20 protein-coding genes and 1 riboswitch are annotated in these 18,876 nt (G+C 39.7%); of the genes, 3 read left to right on the top strand and 17 right to left on the bottom strand.

Going from position 1 to position 18,876, the window contains the following annotated elements:
- Positions 1 to 98: 98 nt before the first annotated feature.
- From LC090_RS08110 to LC090_RS08095, 4 genes are all read right to left on the bottom strand, one after another.
- The gene (locus LC090_RS08110; RefSeq protein ID WP_226656997.1) at positions 99 to 1,013 is read right to left on the bottom strand and encodes a patatin-like phospholipase family protein; all 915 of its coding nucleotides are present in this window, start codon (positions 1,011 to 1,013) and stop codon (positions 99 to 101) included.
- 122 nt (positions 1,014 to 1,135) lie between these two features.
- On the bottom strand, positions 1,136 to 1,582 hold the full coding sequence (gene mntR, locus LC090_RS08105) for a transcriptional regulator MntR (RefSeq protein ID WP_226656995.1): 447 nt from the start codon (positions 1,580 to 1,582) through the stop codon (positions 1,136 to 1,138).
- A 183-nt stretch (positions 1,583 to 1,765) separates the two neighbouring features.
- Positions 1,766 to 4,330, bottom strand: coding sequence for a vitamin B12-dependent ribonucleotide reductase (locus LC090_RS08100; protein ID WP_226656993.1), 2,565 nt, complete (start codon positions 4,328 to 4,330; stop codon positions 1,766 to 1,768).
- 413 nt (positions 4,331 to 4,743) lie between these two features.
- Positions 4,744 to 5,574, bottom strand: a complete 831-nt coding sequence (locus LC090_RS08095; protein WP_255648063.1) for a lipoate--protein ligase family protein — start codon at positions 5,572 to 5,574, stop codon at positions 4,744 to 4,746.
- A gap of 275 nt (positions 5,575 to 5,849) precedes the next feature.
- Between LC090_RS08095 and LC090_RS08090 the strand changes: the two genes are divergently transcribed.
- Entirely contained in the window at positions 5,850 to 6,221 is a 372-nt protein-coding gene (locus LC090_RS08090) for a rhodanese-like domain-containing protein (RefSeq protein ID WP_098444188.1), read from the top strand.
- Positions 6,222 to 6,290: 69 nt separating this feature from the next.
- On the opposite strand, the gene gcvPB is transcribed toward LC090_RS08090, so the two are convergent.
- From gcvPB to gcvT, 3 genes are read right to left on the bottom strand one after another with little or no spacing between them, the layout of a single operon-like run.
- Positions 6,291 to 7,748, bottom strand: coding sequence for an aminomethyl-transferring glycine dehydrogenase subunit GcvPB (gcvPB, locus tag LC090_RS08085; protein WP_226656991.1), 1,458 nt, complete (start codon positions 7,746 to 7,748; stop codon positions 6,291 to 6,293).
- A complete protein-coding gene (gcvPA, locus tag LC090_RS08080; protein ID WP_226656989.1) occupies positions 7,745 to 9,088 on the bottom strand; it encodes an aminomethyl-transferring glycine dehydrogenase subunit GcvPA in 1,344 nt (447 codons plus the stop codon). The genes gcvPB and gcvPA overlap by 4 nt, the downstream gene beginning before the upstream one ends.
- 25 nt (positions 9,089 to 9,113) lie before the next feature.
- On the bottom strand, positions 9,114 to 10,214 hold the full coding sequence (gene gcvT / locus LC090_RS08075) for a glycine cleavage system aminomethyltransferase GcvT (RefSeq protein WP_226656987.1): 1,101 nt from the start codon (positions 10,212 to 10,214) through the stop codon (positions 9,114 to 9,116).
- Between the two features lie 216 nt (positions 10,215 to 10,430).
- Positions 10,431 to 10,519, bottom strand: a riboswitch (glycine riboswitch).
- A gap of 209 nt (positions 10,520 to 10,728) precedes the next feature.
- Between gcvT and LC090_RS08070 the strand changes: the two genes are divergently transcribed.
- Positions 10,729 to 12,399, top strand: coding sequence for a DEAD/DEAH box helicase (locus LC090_RS08070; protein ID WP_425590656.1), 1,671 nt, complete (start codon positions 10,729 to 10,731; stop codon positions 12,397 to 12,399).
- Complete coding sequence (locus LC090_RS08065; RefSeq protein ID WP_226656982.1) at positions 12,377 to 13,177, top strand: YqhG family protein; 801 nt, start codon at positions 12,377 to 12,379, stop codon at positions 13,175 to 13,177. Before LC090_RS08070 ends, LC090_RS08065 begins: the two co-directional genes overlap by 23 nt.
- Positions 13,178 to 13,189: 12 nt before the next feature.
- Here LC090_RS08065 and LC090_RS08060 read toward each other — a convergent pair whose 3' ends face one another.
- The 10 genes from LC090_RS08060 to LC090_RS08015 all read right to left on the bottom strand — a co-directional run bounded on the left by LC090_RS08060 (position 13,190) and on the right by LC090_RS08015 (position 18,863).
- Complete coding sequence (locus tag LC090_RS08060) at positions 13,190 to 13,387, bottom strand: YqzE family protein (RefSeq protein WP_226656980.1); 198 nt, start codon at positions 13,385 to 13,387, stop codon at positions 13,190 to 13,192.
- A gap of 57 nt (positions 13,388 to 13,444) precedes the next feature.
- Positions 13,445 to 13,942 (bottom strand): shikimate kinase, encoded by a 498-nt coding sequence (locus LC090_RS08055; protein ID WP_226656979.1) that lies wholly within the window; start codon positions 13,940 to 13,942, stop codon positions 13,445 to 13,447.
- Between the two features lie 2 nt (positions 13,943 to 13,944).
- Entirely contained in the window at positions 13,945 to 14,364 is a 420-nt protein-coding gene (comGG, locus tag LC090_RS08050; RefSeq protein WP_226656977.1) for a competence type IV pilus minor pilin ComGG, read from the bottom strand.
- The gene (gene comGF, locus LC090_RS08045; protein WP_226656975.1) at positions 14,324 to 14,737 is read right to left on the bottom strand and encodes a competence type IV pilus minor pilin ComGF; all 414 of its coding nucleotides are present in this window, start codon (positions 14,735 to 14,737) and stop codon (positions 14,324 to 14,326) included. Before comGF ends, comGG begins: the two co-directional genes overlap by 41 nt.
- Positions 14,727 to 15,080 carry a hypothetical protein gene (locus LC090_RS08040; protein WP_226656973.1) on the bottom strand — a complete coding sequence of 118 codons (354 nt, stop codon included), beginning with the start codon at positions 15,078 to 15,080 and terminating at the stop codon, positions 14,727 to 14,729. The genes comGF and LC090_RS08040 overlap by 11 nt, the downstream gene beginning before the upstream one ends.
- Complete coding sequence (comGD, locus tag LC090_RS08035; RefSeq protein ID WP_226656971.1) at positions 15,034 to 15,489, bottom strand: competence type IV pilus minor pilin ComGD; 456 nt, start codon at positions 15,487 to 15,489, stop codon at positions 15,034 to 15,036. The genes LC090_RS08040 and comGD overlap by 47 nt, the downstream gene beginning before the upstream one ends.
- Positions 15,482 to 15,817 (bottom strand): competence type IV pilus major pilin ComGC, encoded by a 336-nt coding sequence (gene comGC, locus LC090_RS08030; RefSeq protein ID WP_226656969.1) that lies wholly within the window; start codon positions 15,815 to 15,817, stop codon positions 15,482 to 15,484. Before comGC ends, comGD begins: the two co-directional genes overlap by 8 nt.
- Positions 15,818 to 15,831: 14 nt before the next feature.
- Positions 15,832 to 16,860 (bottom strand): competence type IV pilus assembly protein ComGB, encoded by a 1,029-nt coding sequence (gene comGB / locus LC090_RS08025; protein ID WP_226656967.1) that lies wholly within the window; start codon positions 16,858 to 16,860, stop codon positions 15,832 to 15,834.
- The gene (comGA, locus tag LC090_RS08020) at positions 16,835 to 17,917 is read right to left on the bottom strand and encodes a competence type IV pilus ATPase ComGA (protein WP_226656964.1); all 1,083 of its coding nucleotides are present in this window, start codon (positions 17,915 to 17,917) and stop codon (positions 16,835 to 16,837) included. The genes comGB and comGA overlap by 26 nt, the downstream gene beginning before the upstream one ends.
- Before the next feature lie 97 nt (positions 17,918 to 18,014).
- On the bottom strand, positions 18,015 to 18,863 hold the full coding sequence (locus tag LC090_RS08015; RefSeq protein WP_226656962.1) for an alpha/beta fold hydrolase: 849 nt from the start codon (positions 18,861 to 18,863) through the stop codon (positions 18,015 to 18,017).
- Positions 18,864 to 18,876 lie beyond the last annotated feature (13 nt).

Raw genomic sequence — 18,876 nt, 5'->3', positions numbered from 1 at the left:
TGCCGTGCTAAAATCACGGGGAATTTTGATTTTTTAGCAGAGGCTTAGATTTAAATGTAAGAGTATGATTACGAAATAAAAGAAAGGGTGGTTGACGATCAACCACCCTTTCTTTTTATTTCTGGCATTTTCCTCCACGTATTGAGAAACTGAGAAGTACGCTCCTTACCTAACATGATTAATTTTTTCTGTCCTTGTCTTTCTAATTTAAAAGCAGTCGTTAGATCCTGATTAATTGGGATAAATACAATATTTTGAGCTTTTTGCTCTTCAATATAACGCGCATCATGAGCTCGTTTCATTGTTTCGAAGAGAGCCTGATACATATCAACAGCATTTGAAATGTGATTTTCATTCATTTGATTAAAATTAGCACTCAATTGAAAACCCAAAACCGGTCTAAGTGGTTTTTTATTGTCGGGTGGCTGAAAAACCCACAAAGGAAAATTACTTAATATTCCACCATCTACCATATAATGTTTTTTCCCATTGATAGTATAGAGAGGCTGAGGCTTGAAGAAAAAAGGTAAGCTCGCGCTCATTCGCACTGCCTTAGCTATAGAAAACTGTTCTGGTACGAATCCATATTGAGCAAGGTCATCCGGTATTACGACAAGTCTTCCTTTCGTAATATCAGAAACAATGATTTTAAGTGAACCTTCAGGTAAATCACCAAATGTTAGAATTCCCTTTCTTTTTAATAACTCCTCAACCCAGGCTTCTAAGTCTTTGCCTGAATAAAGACCCAGATTCCAATATAACATCAGCCAGCGAAGTAGCGGAAAGGTAAAACCAGAGTTTTTCTCTAACAATGTCGTTAAATCTGTATCAAGTAACGTACTTTCTAATTCATTACCGTTATATCCCGCCATAATCAATGCTGCAATGAGAGCGCCCGCACTCGTTCCGGCTGTTCTTTTAAATGCAAGACCTTTCTTCTCTACAGCTTGAAGGGCTCCAACAAGTGCAATTCCTTTAACGCCCCCACCTGAAAACACTCCGTCAATATGCAAGATCTTACCTCCTTCCGACCTTATTAAAGCCTAATCTTATACGGTAAGATTTAGTACAAAAAAGAGGAAATTGATTCATATAGACAAAGCCGGAATATAGCACTAAAAAAGGAACAATCCGATTACACCTCGGATTGTTCCTCGTGAGCGTCTTCATTTTTTCGCTGAACTTCTCTAAGTTCATCCACTCGTACATTCGTTTCTTCAAAATATTGAACGAGATCTCCAATTCGATCAATAGCGTCCCAGCTTAAATGATGTTCAATCCCTTCAACATCTTCGTATATGTTCTCTTCATTAACCCCGATAACACCTAGAAACTGTTCAAGCAAAGCATGGCGATCAACGAGTCGCTTTCCTAGCTTTTTCCCTTTGGGAGTAAGCATGAAGCCGCGATACTTTTCGTAAACGACATATTTACCTTTATCTAATTTTTGAATCATTTTCGTTACCGAGGAGGGATGTACCTCTAGTGCTTCCGCAATGTCTGATACGCGAGCATACCCTTTTCCGTCTATTAGTGCATAAATACGTTCAATATAATCTTCCATACTTGGAGTAGTGGCCATTGGATTCCCTCCATCTTTTATTCCATTTAAGCCAGTTAATAAAAGCATACACCATAGTATGGGCGGATACAAGGAAAGGTTCCGTTTGCTTTTATTAAGAGCATCGTCTTGGTAAATGACATAATAGGGTCTAACAAAAAGATGAAGGACAAACGGAAAACGTTTATCCTTCACTCTTCGATCTTAAAGCCCGCATTTTAATTGGGCACTACAATTATCACACGTATTACAGCCGCCGATTTCTTTTACTTGCCCTTTTCGACAGACAGGACACGTATTGCCTACTTCAGAGCCAATTGTCACATCCGTTGAGCGCAAATCAGTAATCGTATCGACAAGAACCACTTGTTTCTTTTCCTGCATACCATCTTCAAATTCAAGCTGCTCGAATGAATTTTCCTCTGCTTTAAGCGTTAGAACTTGAGAATCACGGCTACCATCCACATAAACCGTGCCACCCTTAGCCCCTCCATTATATAGGCGCTCATACACAGCTTCAACTTGCTTTACCGTATATCCTTTTGGTGCGTTGACTGTTTTAGAGATCGAGCTGTCTACCCAGCGCTGAATGACACATTGTGTATCAGCATGATCTTCAGGAGCAAGTTCCATCGCGGAAACAAACCATTCTGGTAGCTTTTCTGTATTTGCCTCTGGATTTTTCTCATAATATTCAGCAAGAATATCCGCCTTCACTTCAATGAATTTCCCAAGACGACCACTACGGTAATAAGAGAATGAGAAGTATGGCTCAAGACCAGTAGAAACGCCTACCATCGTTCCTGTACTTCCTGTTGGCGCTACAGTTAGTAGGTGTGAGTTTCGAATGCCATAATCCATGATGCTGTCACGTAAGTCATTCGGCATTTGTTGCATATACCCAGTGTTAACAAAAGCTTCACGTAACCTATTTGTTTCTTCTAGAGTTTCGCCTTCAAGGAACGGGAAACTACCTTTTTCCTTAGCAAGGTCTACTGAAGCACGATAAGCCGTTGTAGCGATTGTTTCAAATATTTGATCAGTTAACTTATTTCCCTCTTCAGAGCCGTAAACTGTTTCACAATAGATCAATAAATCATGAAGACCCATTACTCCGAGACCGACGCGACGCTCACCTAGAGCTTGTTTTTCGTTTTCTTTTAAGAAATAAGGCGTTGCATCAATAACGTTATCTTGCATTCTTACGCCTACTTCAACAGTTTCTCTTAATTTTTCGAAATCAACTGTTTTCGTTTCTTTATCTGCCATTTCAGCAAGATTTACAGCAGCAAGGTTACAAACTGAATAAGGCGCAAGCGGCTGTTCTCCACAAGGATTCGTTGCTACCACTTTTTGTCCATAAGATGTCGCGTTTGTTTTTTCATTTGCATTATCAATAAAGAAAATTCCTGGTTCTGCAGAGTATGTTGCACAAATATTGATAAGATCCCAAAGCTCTTTTGCTTGAACTTTACGATACGTTCTTACAGGGAATCCTTGTTTTTTCCAATCACGGACATCACCTGATTCATGCCAGTTCTCATTGTAGAAACTCATTTGTTCTTTCGTATAGTTTTCTACATCAGGAAAGCGCAGCTCATACTCAGCATCGTTTTCCACTGCATCCATGAAATCCTTCGTTAGACAAACTGAAATATTTGCCCCAGTTAAGAAATCTGGATTATGAACAGAATACGTACCACCAGTCGCTAATTTCTCCTGTGCGTCTTGCATTACTTTTTCTTCAAAACCACCTGTACCAGGGATACTCCGATAATTTAAAATGCTCTGGTACATCGACCTTTCTGCATCAGAAAGAGGCGTGAATTTCAGTTTATCTTCTGCAAGCTTTTTAATTTGCTCGTCTTTTGTGTTTTCCACAAGAAAACGAAGGATACGTGGGTTTTGCATTTTTGAAATGATGAATTCGATAATATCAGGATGCCAATCTGCAAGCATGATCATCTGTGCCCCACGGCGTGATCCGCCTTGTTCTACAAGATGTGTAAGTTTCGCAATATCATCAAGCCATGAAACGGATCCCGAGGACTTTCCATTAACGCCTCTTGCAAGAGTGTTCCTTGGACGAAGCGTTGATCCATTTGTTCCTACCCCGCCTCCACGACTCATAATCTCCATAACCTGTTTGCGGTGTTCTGAAATGCCTTCTCTTGAATCCTGTGGGAAAGGCATCACATAGCAGTTAAAATACGTTACTTCTGTGTCAGCACCTGCACCATATAGTACTCGGCCTGCCGGAACAAAGTTCATTGAAGATAGTTCATTATAAAAACGATCTTCCCAATATGTTTTCTCCCCATCCGTCTTCTCCACATCTGCTAAACCGCGAGCGTTCCTTCGTGCAATTTGCTCATAATAAACTTCTAGAGGCTTTTCAATAACGTCCAATGAGCGCACAATCAATCCAGATTCTCTCTCTTCCTCTGTATCTAGTACGCCTACGTAGTCTTCATGAACAGCAACAGTTGCCTTCTTTGACGCTAGATCAAGTTGTTCAATAAACCCGAGACCTCTAGCTGGAAATTTCGGATCTTCCTTAATGGTTAAAACAACAAAATCACCTTTTTGTAATGTCTTTTTCTCTGTGTCTTTAAAGGCATAGCGATCTAGCATGACAAGACGACTTACACCTTTGTGACTAAGGTGCATTTCTTCTGTAATTGGATGCACTTGCGCAAACATCTCAATATCTTTATTCAGCTGTTCAATGTTAATGGACCTTCTTTTTTCATTGGTTTGTATTGTCATATAAACCCCTCCGTTTCGACATTTATACATATAAGAGCAACTCTAGATGTATGTAACTGTTATAAATCGTCTTGATTAATAGTAGCACATGTCCATGACGCAGACAATCATTTTTAACCATATATAGTGTTCAGAATTCTTTACCCAATACTACATATAGTAAAACAACGGATACCTTATCGATTTGTCAACTTTCAAATCGAGTGAAATTTAAAGATTTTACCCGATATATCAAGATTGCATTACGAGAACAGAGAAAAAAGACGAATTTTGTCTATTGCGCATTTATCCACATTCTGTCTTTCAATGAAACTTTATGTTTAAAGAAAAAAGTGACTCATTCTTACAACAAAGATAACTTTAGAACATTTGTTCCTCTCTCGTCAATAGGAAAAAGCACCCAGAGAAGGTGCTCATTTACTAAAATTCCACTCCTTATTTGCATACTTTTCCAACGCCAATTGGTTTACATAAGCTTCTTGCTCTGATGATAATTCATACGGGACTAGCTCAATTCCAAGACCTTTTTGAAATCCATCATAAAAAGCTTTTATCGCTTCCGAAATGGATACAGGAGTATCACGAAGAGCGTTGATGGCAACTGCTTTGTTTCTGAATCCTCTTTGCATCCGTTCACGAATACGGTCATTTTTAAATTTAAAGCAATCAAATAACTTATCTTCATCTATATCTAGCAAGATCGAACCATGTTGAAGAATAACGCCTTTCTGACGTGTTTGAGCGCTTCCGGCCACTTTTCTTCCTTCTACAACAAGTTCATAGTAAGAGGGAGAATCAAAGCACACACCAGACCTCGGCGCCCGGAGCTCCTCTTTCTCTTCCTCAGTTTCAGGAACAGAGAAGTAAGCATTTAATCCGAGTTGTTGAAAACCAATCAATAAGCCTTCCGAAATAACTCGATACGCTTCTCTTACTGTTGATGGCATGTCAGGATAATCTTCAGAGACAATAACGCTATATGTAACTTCTTTATCATGAAGGACAGCTCTCCCTCCTGTAGGCCGTCTCACAAAGCCTAATCCATGTTTATCCACGGCTTCCATGTCGATGTCTCGTTCAATACGCTGAAAGTACCCGATTGATAGAGTTGGGGGATCCCAACCGTAAAATCGAATAACTGGTGGTATGGCACCTTCACTGTGCCATTTCAATAACGCTTCATCTAAGGCCATGTTATAAGCTGGAGAACGTTCTCCTGAATCAATAAATGCCCATTGCTTCATTATCGGTACTCCTTTATCACAGTTAATTTCTAACACCTCTCCTATTCTAGCAGAGGTGAAAATGGATGACCAATGAACACTCTCAACTATTTGCCAAGTAAGATTGCTCTAGTAAAGACTTTTCTCTCCCTTTCAACTAATGTATTAGAAAAAGTGGAGAGTCCCCACTCGGCATTGATTATTTACACAAAAATTCTTTTTTTCTTTTGCGGAAAGGAGCAAAGACGTGTAAACTTAAGGTTGTCGATTTTACTTGAAAGGGTGTAACAAAGTATATGGAATGGATTATCGCATTACTCGTCGCGATCATTGTGTATGTTGTCATTACTCGCTACATACAAAAAAGGAATTTGAAAACGTTAACGGAGGAAGAATTCCGAGCAGGCTATCGTAAAGCCCAACTGATTGATGTTCGTGAACCAAACGAATTTGATAACGGCCATATTCTCGGCGCAAGAAATATTCCTGTTAGTCAACTTAAAATGCGTATTAAAGAAATTCGCAAAGACCAGCCAGTCTATATGTATGATTACAACGGAATTATTGTAGCTCGCGCTGCAAGCATCCTTAGAAAACACGGGATCAAGGACCTTTATCAGTTAAAAGGCGGCTTCAAAAAATGGGGCGGAAAAGTAAAGAAGAAGTAAAAAGCAGCTGCATGGCAGCTGCTTTTTTATTTTCGAAAAGTATTTAATTATGCTGATACGAGAGGTAGGTTACGCCTTTTGGTATCGTAATATTGGTTTTCTAGCAGCGGTCGTTTCATCCAATCGACCAATGACAGTGGTATGAGGAGCTTCCTGAACAATTTCAGGGTTATCTTCTGCTTCTTTAGCAATTTGAAGTAGAACATCACAGAATTCATCAAGCGTTTCCTTTGACTCCGTTTCTGTCGGTTCAATCATCATACACTCCTCGACATTAATAGGGAAATAAATCGTAGGTGGGTGATACCCAAAATCAAGCAAACGCTTGGCCATATCTAACGTTCGAACACCAAGTTTCTTTTGTTTCTTACCAGAAATAACGAATTCGTGCTTGCAGTGCTGTTCATACGGCAGAACAAAAGCATCTTGAAGACGTCTCATCATATAATTTGCATTCAAAACCGCGTTTTCGGATACTTGCTTTAGCCCTTCTGGTCCCATTGTACGAATATACGTATAAGCACGAACGTTTATTCCGAAGTTTCCATAATAAGGTTTCACTCGTCCAATCGATTGAGGACGATCATAATCAAAACGATAATTATCATTTTCTTTGACAAGAACTGGTTTCGGAAGGTATGGGATGAGATCTGATTTAACTCCCACAGGTCCTGAACCGGGTCCCCCTCCACCGTGTGGTCCAGTAAAGGTTTTGTGCAGATTTAAGTGAACCACATCAAAGCCCATATCTCCTGGTCTAGCTGCACCCATAATAGCATTCATATTCGCACCATCATAGTAGAGTTTTCCACCAGCGTCGTGAATAATTGTCGCCATCTCAGTAATTTGCTCTTCAAATAGACCAAGTGTATTCGGGTTTGTAAGCATAAGAGCTGCCGTGTCATGATTGACAACACGCTTTAAATCTTCAAGATCAACTAAACCTTTTTCATTTGATTTAACGGTAACTGCCTCAAATCCTGCTACGGTAGCAGATGCAGGGTTCGTCCCATGGGCAGAGTCTGGAACAATCACTTTTGTCCGATTAAAATCTCCATTCGCTTCATGATAAGCGCGAATCATCATTAAACCGGTCCACTCGCCATGAGCACCCGCTGCTGGTTGGAGAGTTACTTCATCCATACCTGTAACAGCGACAAGGTTTTCTTGAAGATTGTACATCATCTCTAGCGCACCCTGAACGGTCTCCTCTTCTTGAAGCGGATGGACAAATGCAAAACCAGGATATCTTGCCACATCTTCGTTAATTTTCGGATTATACTTCATCGTACATGAACCAAGCGGGTAAAACCCAGAATCCACCCCGTGATTACGTTTCGATAAAGCGGTATAATGACGCATTAGCTGCAACTCCGATACTTCTGGTAGCTCCGGTTCAGTTTTGCGATTGAATTCCTCAGGTAACCATTCATCTAAATCAATGTCAGGAACATCAAGTTCAGGAAGACTGTATGAAATCCGCTCCGGTTCACTTAGTTCAAATATTAATGCCTGGTCCTTACTCATTTAGCTCCCCCCACTTCTTCTACAAATAGATCAATTTCTGCTTTTGTTCGATTTTCTGTTACTGCGACAAGCATGTGATTGTTAAGTTCAGGATAATCGCGTCCAAGATCATACCCGCCGATGATTCCTTTGGTTAATAATTTGCGATTCAATTCCTTGATTGGACCGTTAACTTTAATAACAAATTCATTGAAATAGACGCCATTAAACACAGTCTCTACACCTGCTTCTTCAAGACGTGCTTTCGCATAATGAGCTTTTTTTATATTTTGCTCTGCCATTTTACGTACGCCTTTCTTTCCGAGCGCACTCATAGCAACTGAGGAAGCTAGAGCATTAAGTGCCTGATTTGAACATATATTGGACGTCGCCTTATCCCTGCGAATATGCTGTTCTCTTGCTTGTAACGTAAGTACAAAACCACGCTGTCCATTATCATCAGTTGTTTGTCCAATCAAACGTCCTGGAACTTTCCGCATCAGCTTTTTCGTTACTGCGAAATAGCCACAGTGTGGCCCACCAAATTGAGCAGGGATACCAAATGGCTGACAATCTCCTACAACAATATCCGCTCCCATCTCACCAGGAGGTGTTAAGCGCCCTAGTGCCAGTGGGTTACTCGAAACGACAAACATCGCTTTTTGCTCATGTACAAGTTTTTCGATCTCAGGTAATGGTTCAAGTTGGCCGAAGAAATTTGGATATTGCACCATCACGCATGCTGTATGTTCGTCAACTTCATGCTTTAGCTTCTCTAAATCAGTAACGCCATTGCTCGAATCAACTTCAACCACCGTTAAGCGTTGACCTTTTGCATAAGTCTCAATGACGGCACGGGCTTCAGGATGAACTGTTTTTGATACCACGATTTTTTTCTTTTTAGTTTGTCCAGCACTTAGCAGCCCCGCTTCTGCTAGAGCGGTTGGTCCATCGTACATGGAGGAGTTCGCAACGTCCATACCTGTTAATTCACTAATCATCGTTTGAAACTCAAAAATGGCTTGCAATTCACCTTGAGAGATTTCAGGTTGATATGGCGTGTAAGCCGTATAAAACTCAGAACGACGAATGACATGGTCAACGACAGAAGGAATCGCATGATCATATACCCCTGCACCAAGGAAAGACGCATTTTCCAGAGTATTAGCATTTTTTGATGCAAGCTTTGACATGTAACGTATCAATTCTGGTTCAAACAGTTGTTTCTCTACTTTCAGATCGCCTTTAAAACGTATGGATTCTGGAATATCTTCAAAAAGAGCCTGAACAGAGTCCACTCCTATCGTTTCAAGCATTTCTTTCCTGTCCTGGTCAGTTGTTGGCAAGTAGCGATGTTTCATAAGTTCTCTCCTCCTCAGTATCCGGTTATTTCTGACGTTTATAAAATGGTGACGGAATAACCTTTGCTTGTACACGCTTATTGCGAATTTCCACATCAATCTCAGTATCTATTTCTGTATACTCTTTTTTAATGAGCGCTAGTCCAACGTTTTTCTTTAGTGTCGGTGATTGTGTCCCTGTTGTCACCACACCGATCAATTGATCACCTTTATAAACTGAATAGTTCGTCCGTGGAATGCCTCGCCCGATCATTTCAATCCCAACCAACTTTCTCTCCAGTCCTTTTTCACGCTGACGAAGGAGAGCAGATTTACCAATAAAATTAGCCTCTTTACTCGTTTTAACAGCAAAACCGATACCCGCTTCAAGGGGAGAGATATCCTTTGTTAATTCTTGTCCATAAAGCGCAAGCTTTGCTTCAAAGCGGAGAGTATCACGGGCCCCCAGACCACACGGCAAAATATTTTCAGGTTCTCCCGCAGAAAGGATAGCTTCCCAAAGCGCTGGAGCATCTTCTGAAGCGGTATATAGCTCAAAACCATCTTCGCCTGTATACCCCGTCCGAGAAACGAGTGTTTTAACATCTGCAATCAAGACATCATTTTGGAATTTAAAGAAGCCAATTGATGAAAGATCAGTATCAGTGAGACGTTGCAAAACGACTTCTGATTTCGGACCCTGAATAGCTAATTGAGCCATCTCATTCGAAACATTGCTTAGCGAAACCCCATCAATGAGATGTTTTTCCAGCCAGTTAAAATCCTTTACCGTATTAGCAGCATTTACGACTAGTAAGTAATGCTCTTCAGTATGCTTGTAGACAAGAAGGTCATCTACAGTCCCACCATCTTCATAACACATTGCGGTATATTGAGCGCCATTTTCTTTAAGTTTGCTAATATCATTTGTCATCATTTTCTGAAGGTAATCAAGCGCATGTTCACCTTTAACATCGATTTCTCCCATATGAGAAACATCAAATAAACCTGCTCTCGTTCTAACAGCTTCATGTTCCTCTTTAATACTAGAAAATTGAACGGGCAGTGCCCAACCACCAAAGTCAATCGTTTTAGCACCCATTGACTTATACGTTTCAAACAACGGGGTTTTCAATAATTCGCTCATGTTTTTCCCTCCTAAACATTCATTTCAACCTATTTCACCTCATACACCATCGTTTCTAAAACCAACCATGTAAACCAAATGATTTAGAGCATGAAAAAAGGACAGAGAAACCCGCTATTAGTAGCGCGTTTTCTCTGTCCTTTTGACCTGAAAGTTTCTCCTCGCATCGTGCGAGAATTACATCTTTGGCGGCTTTAGAAGCTCTCTCCAGAGGTGCGTCTAGCAAGAGTCTTTTTGCCTGAGAGATTCACAAATTTGCTTGCTCCTTCGGCGCTGCATTTAGCAGTCTCTCCTCTTGCTTTCATTCGCCTATTTTCAGTTTTAAGGTATTGGATTATACGGATTGATTCATACTATTAATGCTTTCGATTTCAATCCTACCACTACCATAGTGGCGTTGGCAACAATCTTTTTAATAATAAGAGTATTTCAACTAACATAATAAACACGAACAATATTATACATTAACCACATATCATTCGTAAATAAAGTTTTGAAAGAAAGGGTTTTCATGTTGAAGACAGAACTACAATTCAATCAAGAGTGGACAAATCACTTTCTCAAACAAATAGATGAGGATGGACCATGGGCTAACTGGGAACTTTTCAAACTGGCCATTGAAGCTGAAAATCATCGCGCAATCCCATCGTTTACCGGCTTACAAGCCCCTTCCCACCTCCCTCATTTAACCCCTCATCCTTATCAACTCGAAGCAGCACGTCGAGTTGTTGAGGATATGAACGGAAAAGCGATTCTAGCAGATGAAGTTGGACTCGGAAAGACAATCGAAGCTGGTCTCATTATTAAAGAATATATGATTCGCGGATTAGTCAAAAAAGTACTTATTCTTGTCCCAGCTTCGTTAGTTTCTCAATGGGCCATTGAGTTAAATACAAAATTTTATATTCCTGCTGTCGTCCAAAGGAAAAGCTATGTTTGGGATCAGTGTGATGTCGTCGTTTCTTCGATTGATACAGCAAAAAGAGAACCTCATCGGTCAATTGTTTATGAACAGCAATATGACATGGTTATCATTGATGAAGCGCATCGGTTAAAAAACAGTCGAACGAAAAACTATGAATTTGTGCAACATTTACCTAAGAAATTCTGCCTTCTCTTAACAGCTACTCCTGTCCAAAACCGCCTTGATGAAGTGTTCAACCTAGTATCATTACTAAAGCCCGGACATTTGGGTAGCTTTGAAAATTTTGAGAAGGATTACAAAGGAAAAGAAAAAAATCCGGAAGACGAAGAAAGACTTCGTACTCTTATTCAGAAAGTAATGGTAAGAAACCGTCGTGAAGATACGGGAATGGATTGGCCAGAACGTATCGTAAAAACGATACCTATTACTTTCTCTCCTGAAGAAGAAGATCTTTATCGTTCAGTTGAAGCGTTGAAAAAGGAGCCAATTTCTACCCGAAGCCAATTTTCAATTATTACCTTATTAAGGGAAATTTGTTCAAGCCGTGAAGCGGCTTATATGACGTTAAAAAAAATGCTTGAGAAAGAGGCTCTGGATGAAGTCACACGAGCCTTTATCCATTCTTTAATTAAAAAGATTGAGGGTGTTTCAACAAATTCAAAAGCTCAAAAAGCCCTTGAATTAATTCAATCGATTGAAGGAAAAGTGATTATTTTTACCGAATATCGAGCAACGCAGCTCTATTTACAATGGTTTTTGAAAGAGCACGGCATTACTTCTGTTCCGTTTCGAGGGGGATTTAAACGCGGAAAGAAAGATTGGATGAGAGAGCTATTTAAAAACCATGCCAAAGTCCTTATTGCTACAGAAGCTGGCGGAGAAGGAATCAACCTCCAATTTTGTCAGCACGTGATTAACTATGATCTTCCTTGGAATCCTATGAGGATTGAGCAGCGCATCGGTCGAATTCACCGTCTGGGGCAAGAAGGTGATGTTCACATTTATAATTTCGCTACAAAACATACCGTAGAAGAACATATTCTTACACTGCTATATGAAAAAATCCAATTGTTTGAAAGTGTCATAGGGCAATTAGATGAAATCTTAACTCGACTTGGCATGCGGGATATCGAAAAACATATTTCTGATATTCTCCTTCACTCTGAAAGTGAGGGTGAAATTCGGATTAAGATGGATAATATGAAAGAACTTATTAATTATCAAAAGGAGGATTCAGATGCATCAAGAAAATATTCATAACTATTTACGTTCATACTTTCTTGCAAATGACTGTCGCATCCTACAAGAAAAACCTGGCCTCCTGAATGTACAACTAACCATTGAACTTGATAAAGAATTAATGAACCGACCTTTTTATTGGCACTATCTTGAAAAGACCGGTGGAACGCCACGACCGATGACACTTACTTTAATCACCAACCAAAATATTGAAGAAAATGGAGAGTTTGTTCATTTTGGTGCACCAAGACTGCATCAAATTTTTTCATCCACAAAAAAACTCGCCTCCTCCATTCGTCTTTATGAGGATGTGCAAACGAGTTATCAACAGCAATATCCTCTTCATCCGTGGCTCGGTCTTAATATAAAGATTTCGTACCAATGTGACAGAAAAAAACACCGTCTTCTTTCACTTGGTCTCCACCTTGTTAGCGGAGCGGTAGTCGATGATTTTCACAACTTGCTACTAAAAAAAGCACTTACCCCAAAAATCCCTGATTATGCTTTTACAGTAACACCTATCATTAAGCCTGAAAGTGGCTTAAAAAGACTTGAAGGAGTCGTTGAAATGCTGCTTGCAAAGGAAGATGTACAGTGGGCAGAAGAAGCAAGGTTGAGATGGGCATCGGACCAGCACCTTCTTGACCAATTTTATCAGGGTAATACGAATGATCAACGGTATGAAGTAGAAAAAGAGGCTTTAAGGAAACAGTATGAACCAACCATTACTGCTGAAATCATTAATGGAGGCATTTTCCACCTTGTACCCGGCATCGAATCACAACCCTATCCCACTTAAAAAAGCTCGGACTCAACTGTCCGAGCTTTCACGTTTCTTTTTCTTCATGAACATGGTTACTGACATTGGAATGATCCCAAACCACCGAAACAAAAATGGTTGTTTCTTTGCCTTTTTTACAGCACGCTGCTGCTGTCTTTCTTCTTTTGGCTGATCGATATATGAGACAACTTGTTGCGTCATATATTTCACAAGATCATTTGATGACATTTTGATCACCCTTTTATAATGGTCTTCCTCATTAAGGGTGCCCACTTACTCAATATTTTAACCAATTAAGCTACAAATTTCCGCTACAATGTCTTTCACTATACGATTCGTCGTTTCGATTTCGTATTCAGCTTCACGGTATAGTGGAAGTCGCTCAGCAAAGAGCGTCTTCACTTTATTCTGTTTGTTACCTCCAGCAAGAATTGGTCTTGAAGTATCATGTTCTAATCGTTTCACAATTTCATCAGGTTCACAATGTAAGTAAATCAATGTACCATTCCGTTTCATATAAGAACGATTTTTTTCGTTTAAGACAATGCCGCCGCCAGTGCTAATAATAATATTTTCAGACGGTAGGTTTTCGAGCGAAGCTGTTTCATAAGCTCGAAATGCTTTCTCGCCATCCTCCTCAAAAATAGCTGAAATGGTTTTTCCCTGCATTTTTGTTATGTGCTCATCCGTATCAATCGCAGGAAGAGTTAACTCTTTCGATAACGCTTCAGCGACAGTTGTTTTCCCTGAACCCATGAATCCTGTTAAGTAAATTGCTTTCATGTTTATCCTTCACTCCATTCTACGACTTCTTGCAAAGTTTGATTGTATTGGATCACCGCAAAAATATGCGCTTCATTTCGCGTTGTTCCACTTAACGTAATGTGAACAATTTCTGAGGGGAAAGACTGAATTGCAGCATGAACCGTGCCTTCTTGATAAGTAAATGTCTTTTCAGTCGTTCTCGCACCTGTTTTCTGTATATATGAAATTGTATCTTTCATTCCCAGCACGAGCAAGGACTGCTTTTTGAACTGTTCCTCTTCACGATCAAGAAAAGCGCGTTCATTTACTGTGATCTGACATAAATGAAAAACGAATGCTAGTAGAAGTGTACTGATCAGCATCATCATGGCAGTCATATAGCCCCGCTCATTTAATGGATCAAGACATTTGAAAACAAACCTGTTTTTCTTTGGTTCCATTATTCAGCTCCACCTCGATCATTACTTTACTGCCTGAAATTTCAATAACAAAACCCCGAACTTCTTGTAAGACGATTTCATGACCGGTGTTATTTACGCGGCGGCGAATAGAAGAGCCATACATTTCATACTTAACCACCGTTCCATCCCTTTTCACTACTTCTATACTCCCTTTACTATGCGCTACATTAGTGGCTTCTCGAATTTCTTTAGAAAACAAGTGAAAGAACAAACTTGCTTCTTCCTGTTGAAAGTCTGACCTTGACTCTTGTAGAGCCGCGCTCATTAATAAAGGAATGATCCAAATAATGGCCAGTAAGACCGTCAATGTTAGCATCTGCTCAAGTAAGGTGAATCCCTTTTCATTCTTCATGAGGCAAACTTCGACAGATAAGGTTGTCATTCTTTTTCTGTTCATGATAAGAGACGCACAACTCAGTTGGTGTTTCCAAAATGGAAAAAGCAACACCTTCAACAATCTTTTCTTTAGGTGGTAAAGCGCGATTAAAAACGAAATCATTCCAGTAATCATCAAGAAGGATAACGGCATGTTTTCGCTTAAGGATCGTTATTCGCTCTTCATAAAGGTGCTTGTATATCGGCAATACACTTGAAGATAAAACAGTTAGAATAGAAAGGGCTATTAAAGCATCAAGCAAAGAATAGCCTTTACAACTTTTTAATATAGAAGCGCCCTGCTCCCACCTGTACCACAAGCTTGTATTCCTCCTTACCCGTCTTCAGATAAAGTGTTCCTGCTTTTTGAACATTTCCATTACCGCCAAAAACAATTTGATAACCCATCGTTCCTTCATCGATCGTGATATGTTCTGGAATCTTATTTGTTCTTACAATCGTAGAAGCAGTACTTTGAATGCTATAAGTTCCTTTACTTTGGGAAATAGAGAAACGGTAAGATGAGCCATTCACATAAGCGAGTTGCTGCGTATACCTGAGATCCGATTGAATATCTTCAAGGAAATGCCTTGTCGAAGAAGCGTTTTGCGTAGGTGTAATATGGAGAAAAACCAGAGTCAACAGAAGGGATAAAACGGAAAGAACCATCATCATTTCCATCAGGGTATAGCCAAGTGAATTTAGGTAATAATGAATTTTTTTATTCACTAGTAGCTAATGCTACTTTTCCACCAGTGATTGTTAACGTCTCCCCACCCGGACATGTCGTTTCTTCCATGTCAAGATACTCATCTGCTACTAGGTCATCAATCGAAGCAGGAAGTTTATTTTCGTTTGCTTTGTATGCCGCTACCTGAGTTTGAGCCACTTTTATTGTTGCCTCACAACTTTTTTCTTCAACTACATCGTTATTTTTTGTTAATCCTGGCACTGCAATTAGAAGAAGTACTGAAATAATCATAATCACAATCATCATTTCAATAAGCGTAAACCCTTTTTCTTGTTTAACTAGTCGCAACCATTTTCTTAATTTCACCAACCATTTCCCCCTTAAATATTTTGCAAGTAATAAAACATTGGCATAAGAATCGACATAAACATCAACATGACAACAAGCCCAACACCGACAAAACTAACAGGTTGCAAAATCATAAACCCTTTTTTCACGAGTTCCTCAAATCGTTCTCCCACCACCTCCCCATATAGAATAAGCTCTTTTCCAAGATTGCCACTTACCTGCCCATGCATTAAAATTTCTTTGAACTCAGGAACATATAAACTTGTACGATCAAATAATACTTCTAACTTCTCTCCGCGCATTAACGACAGAGATACACGTTTCGCTTCTTCTTGAAAGAAAATGAAATGAGATTGCTTCGTTAACAGCGAAAAAGCCTCTGCAATGGAAAGACCACTTTGAAGTAAAAGACCTAAGTGAAGTGAAGTATGATGCGTGAGATAGAGAGGAATAAAGAGGTGAACGAAGGGGATCTTACTATAAATCATCATTTTTTTTACTGCAGAAATCTTTTTATTCTTCATTAATGTTGAAAGATAAAGCGCAATTGCAATAACAACACAACCAATCACAATAGCAGGCATAAAGCGAACAAGTTCCATAAAAAATCTCGAAATAAAAGGAAGAGGAACATCAAGGGTGTAATACAAGGCATTAAATTGGGGCAAGAGGTATTTTCCTACAACAAACAACATGATGGCTGTCATCCAAAACAAAAAGATCGGGTAAGCAAGCGTACTACGCAAGCGTTTTTGCCATTCACTTCTCGTTTTCATTAACTGTCCTGATGCAGATATGCCAGTCGCAAAATCGCGCTGTTCAGACATGTATAAGTAAGATAAAATATCTCCAGGAAACTGAAACTCAGCGAGTACATCATGGAAAGAATCCCCACCTTTTAACCTTGCTATAATCATTTCAATATTTGACCTGATATGATCATTTTGATATAGAGCGTATACTTCCAGACACTTCGAGAGTGAGTATCCCTCTTCAAGCATTTTCCCTATCCGACAAAGAAAGTCCGCTTTTCGATCAAGCTTCCATTTGGATCGTTTCACGATTAAATAAACCCAACTCCTTCTCAACAGTTTCTTTTTGTATATAGCCAAGGGCATAAGCTCTAAGAATATAGTCTTTAATGGTGGTTTGACCTGGTATGGTTAAAAGCACAGGATCATCGAGGGCTTTCTGAAGATGTAGGCCAGCGAGGATTTCAACAACAGCGAGTTTTCTACGGGTTCTCCGTTTAAGACATTCAAGAGAACATACATCACAGTAAGGACACTTTAAAGGCACTAATCGCTGAGTCGCAACCCCTCTTAGGGTCTGGGTAATGTTATGAAGTGGGATACCGAATTCGAGTAATCTTGGAATACATTCCAAAGTACTACCCGTATGAAGTGTGGAAACAACCAAATGGCCTGTCATACTAGCTCGTATTGCGAGTTGAGCCGTTTGTTCATCGCGTATCTCTCCAACGACAAGAATATCAGGATCATGCCTTAAACCGGCTTTAAAACCCTCATAATAAGAAAGTCCAGCCTTTTCATTCACTTCCATTTGAATAAAATCCGGATTTCTTTTTTCGATCGGATCTTCGATTGTGAGGACGCGTCGATGTCGCTTTACGCTTAACGTTTGCAATAAGGAGTACATCGTTGTCGTTTTTCCTGATCCAGTAGGACCTGTGATCATAAATAAACCGCTATTACAGCTAACAATTTGAAGAAGTCGGTTTGCAATGGAGGGAAAAAGAAAAAGTTCTTTAAAGGAGTGAGTTTCATCTTGTGGCAATATGCGAATAACGAGACTTTCGTGGTAAGGAGTGGGAATTGTGGAAAGGCGGAGATGAAGTTTTCTTGGGTAAAGAACCATATCCATGGCTCCATTTTGGGGACGACGTTTTTCACCAATGTCCATTCCGCTCAGAAATTTAAAATGAGACAAAACCTTTTCAGCAACGACCATTGGTAACCATAGTGCATCGTAAAGGCGATTATCGACTCGGAATTGAATGGATGCCCCTTTCTCCTTAGGATGAAAATGAACATCTGATGCCCCTACTTCCATCGCTTGTTTAATAATGTCTTTCCCCTTTTCTTCTATATTTAGCAAAAACACACCTTCCTACCGTCAATTTTCACGATTTTGAAATCGTAAAGAAAAGGATTCGCCAGTTTCCTGGTAAATCCTTCTTTGAGTATCGATTTTTTTAATTTAAACATTTAGTTTTTAGAAACTCCTGTATGACTACTTCGAACAATTCCTTTTCTTCCAGGAATGGATAATGATTGCTTTCTTCAAAAATAACTAATTGTGCATGAGGAATAAAATTGGCCATTTCTTCGGAAAAAGGAAGTGGACATTGCACATCATATCTCCCACAAGCAATAAAAGTAGGCGTATTAACGACAGGCAACTGTTTGGTTACGTCAAACTGCAATATTTCTCTTGCGAAAAAATTCATTCTAGCTGCTGACATCTTTTTATGTATTGGTTTTGAAAAAAAGGAGCTATAGTGATCTGGTCGATAAAGAGAAAGTTTCGTCCGCTCTTCAGCTATTTTTCGCCGTTGATTTTCCTCGAGATAAGGATCTTTTAACCGTTCAATAAACTGCTGCATCATCTTATAGTGAGGGTGTTCAACATGATAGATACAAGCGGAAGAAGATGTGGCATATTCCCTAGCAGCAGCCCCTACAATCAACAATGCGTCGAGCGAATTAGAAGCATGAATCCCATAGAGACAGCCAAGCATTCCTCCAGTTGAGTGTCCTGCAAATATCCATCTTTTAATTTGAAGCGCTTCACGTATACTTTCAAGATCAAACACTGTTTCCAGCATAAAGAATTCATAAGGCGATCTCACAGAATCAGAGTTACCTGCTTCTTTTAAATTCACTAAATATACAGTGTGTTCTCTAGTAAACACATCGGCGAAATAATCACCGCTTGCATTAAACTGAGAATAAAGGTGCGTCACACATAGAGGTGGACCAGTCCCTTTTACAAACACCTCAAATCTACCTCGTTCTGTTTGGACAAAAAGCTGTTTCCACATTCTAACTCACCCC

It is taken from the genome of Guptibacillus hwajinpoensis, from assembly GCF_020524165.1.
GTDB classification, from domain to species: domain Bacteria; phylum Bacillota; class Bacilli; order Bacillales; family Guptibacillaceae; genus Guptibacillus; species Guptibacillus hwajinpoensis_D.
The sequence above is the reverse complement of the archived record's forward strand: the minus strand, read 5'-3'. Positions and strand labels throughout refer to the sequence as shown.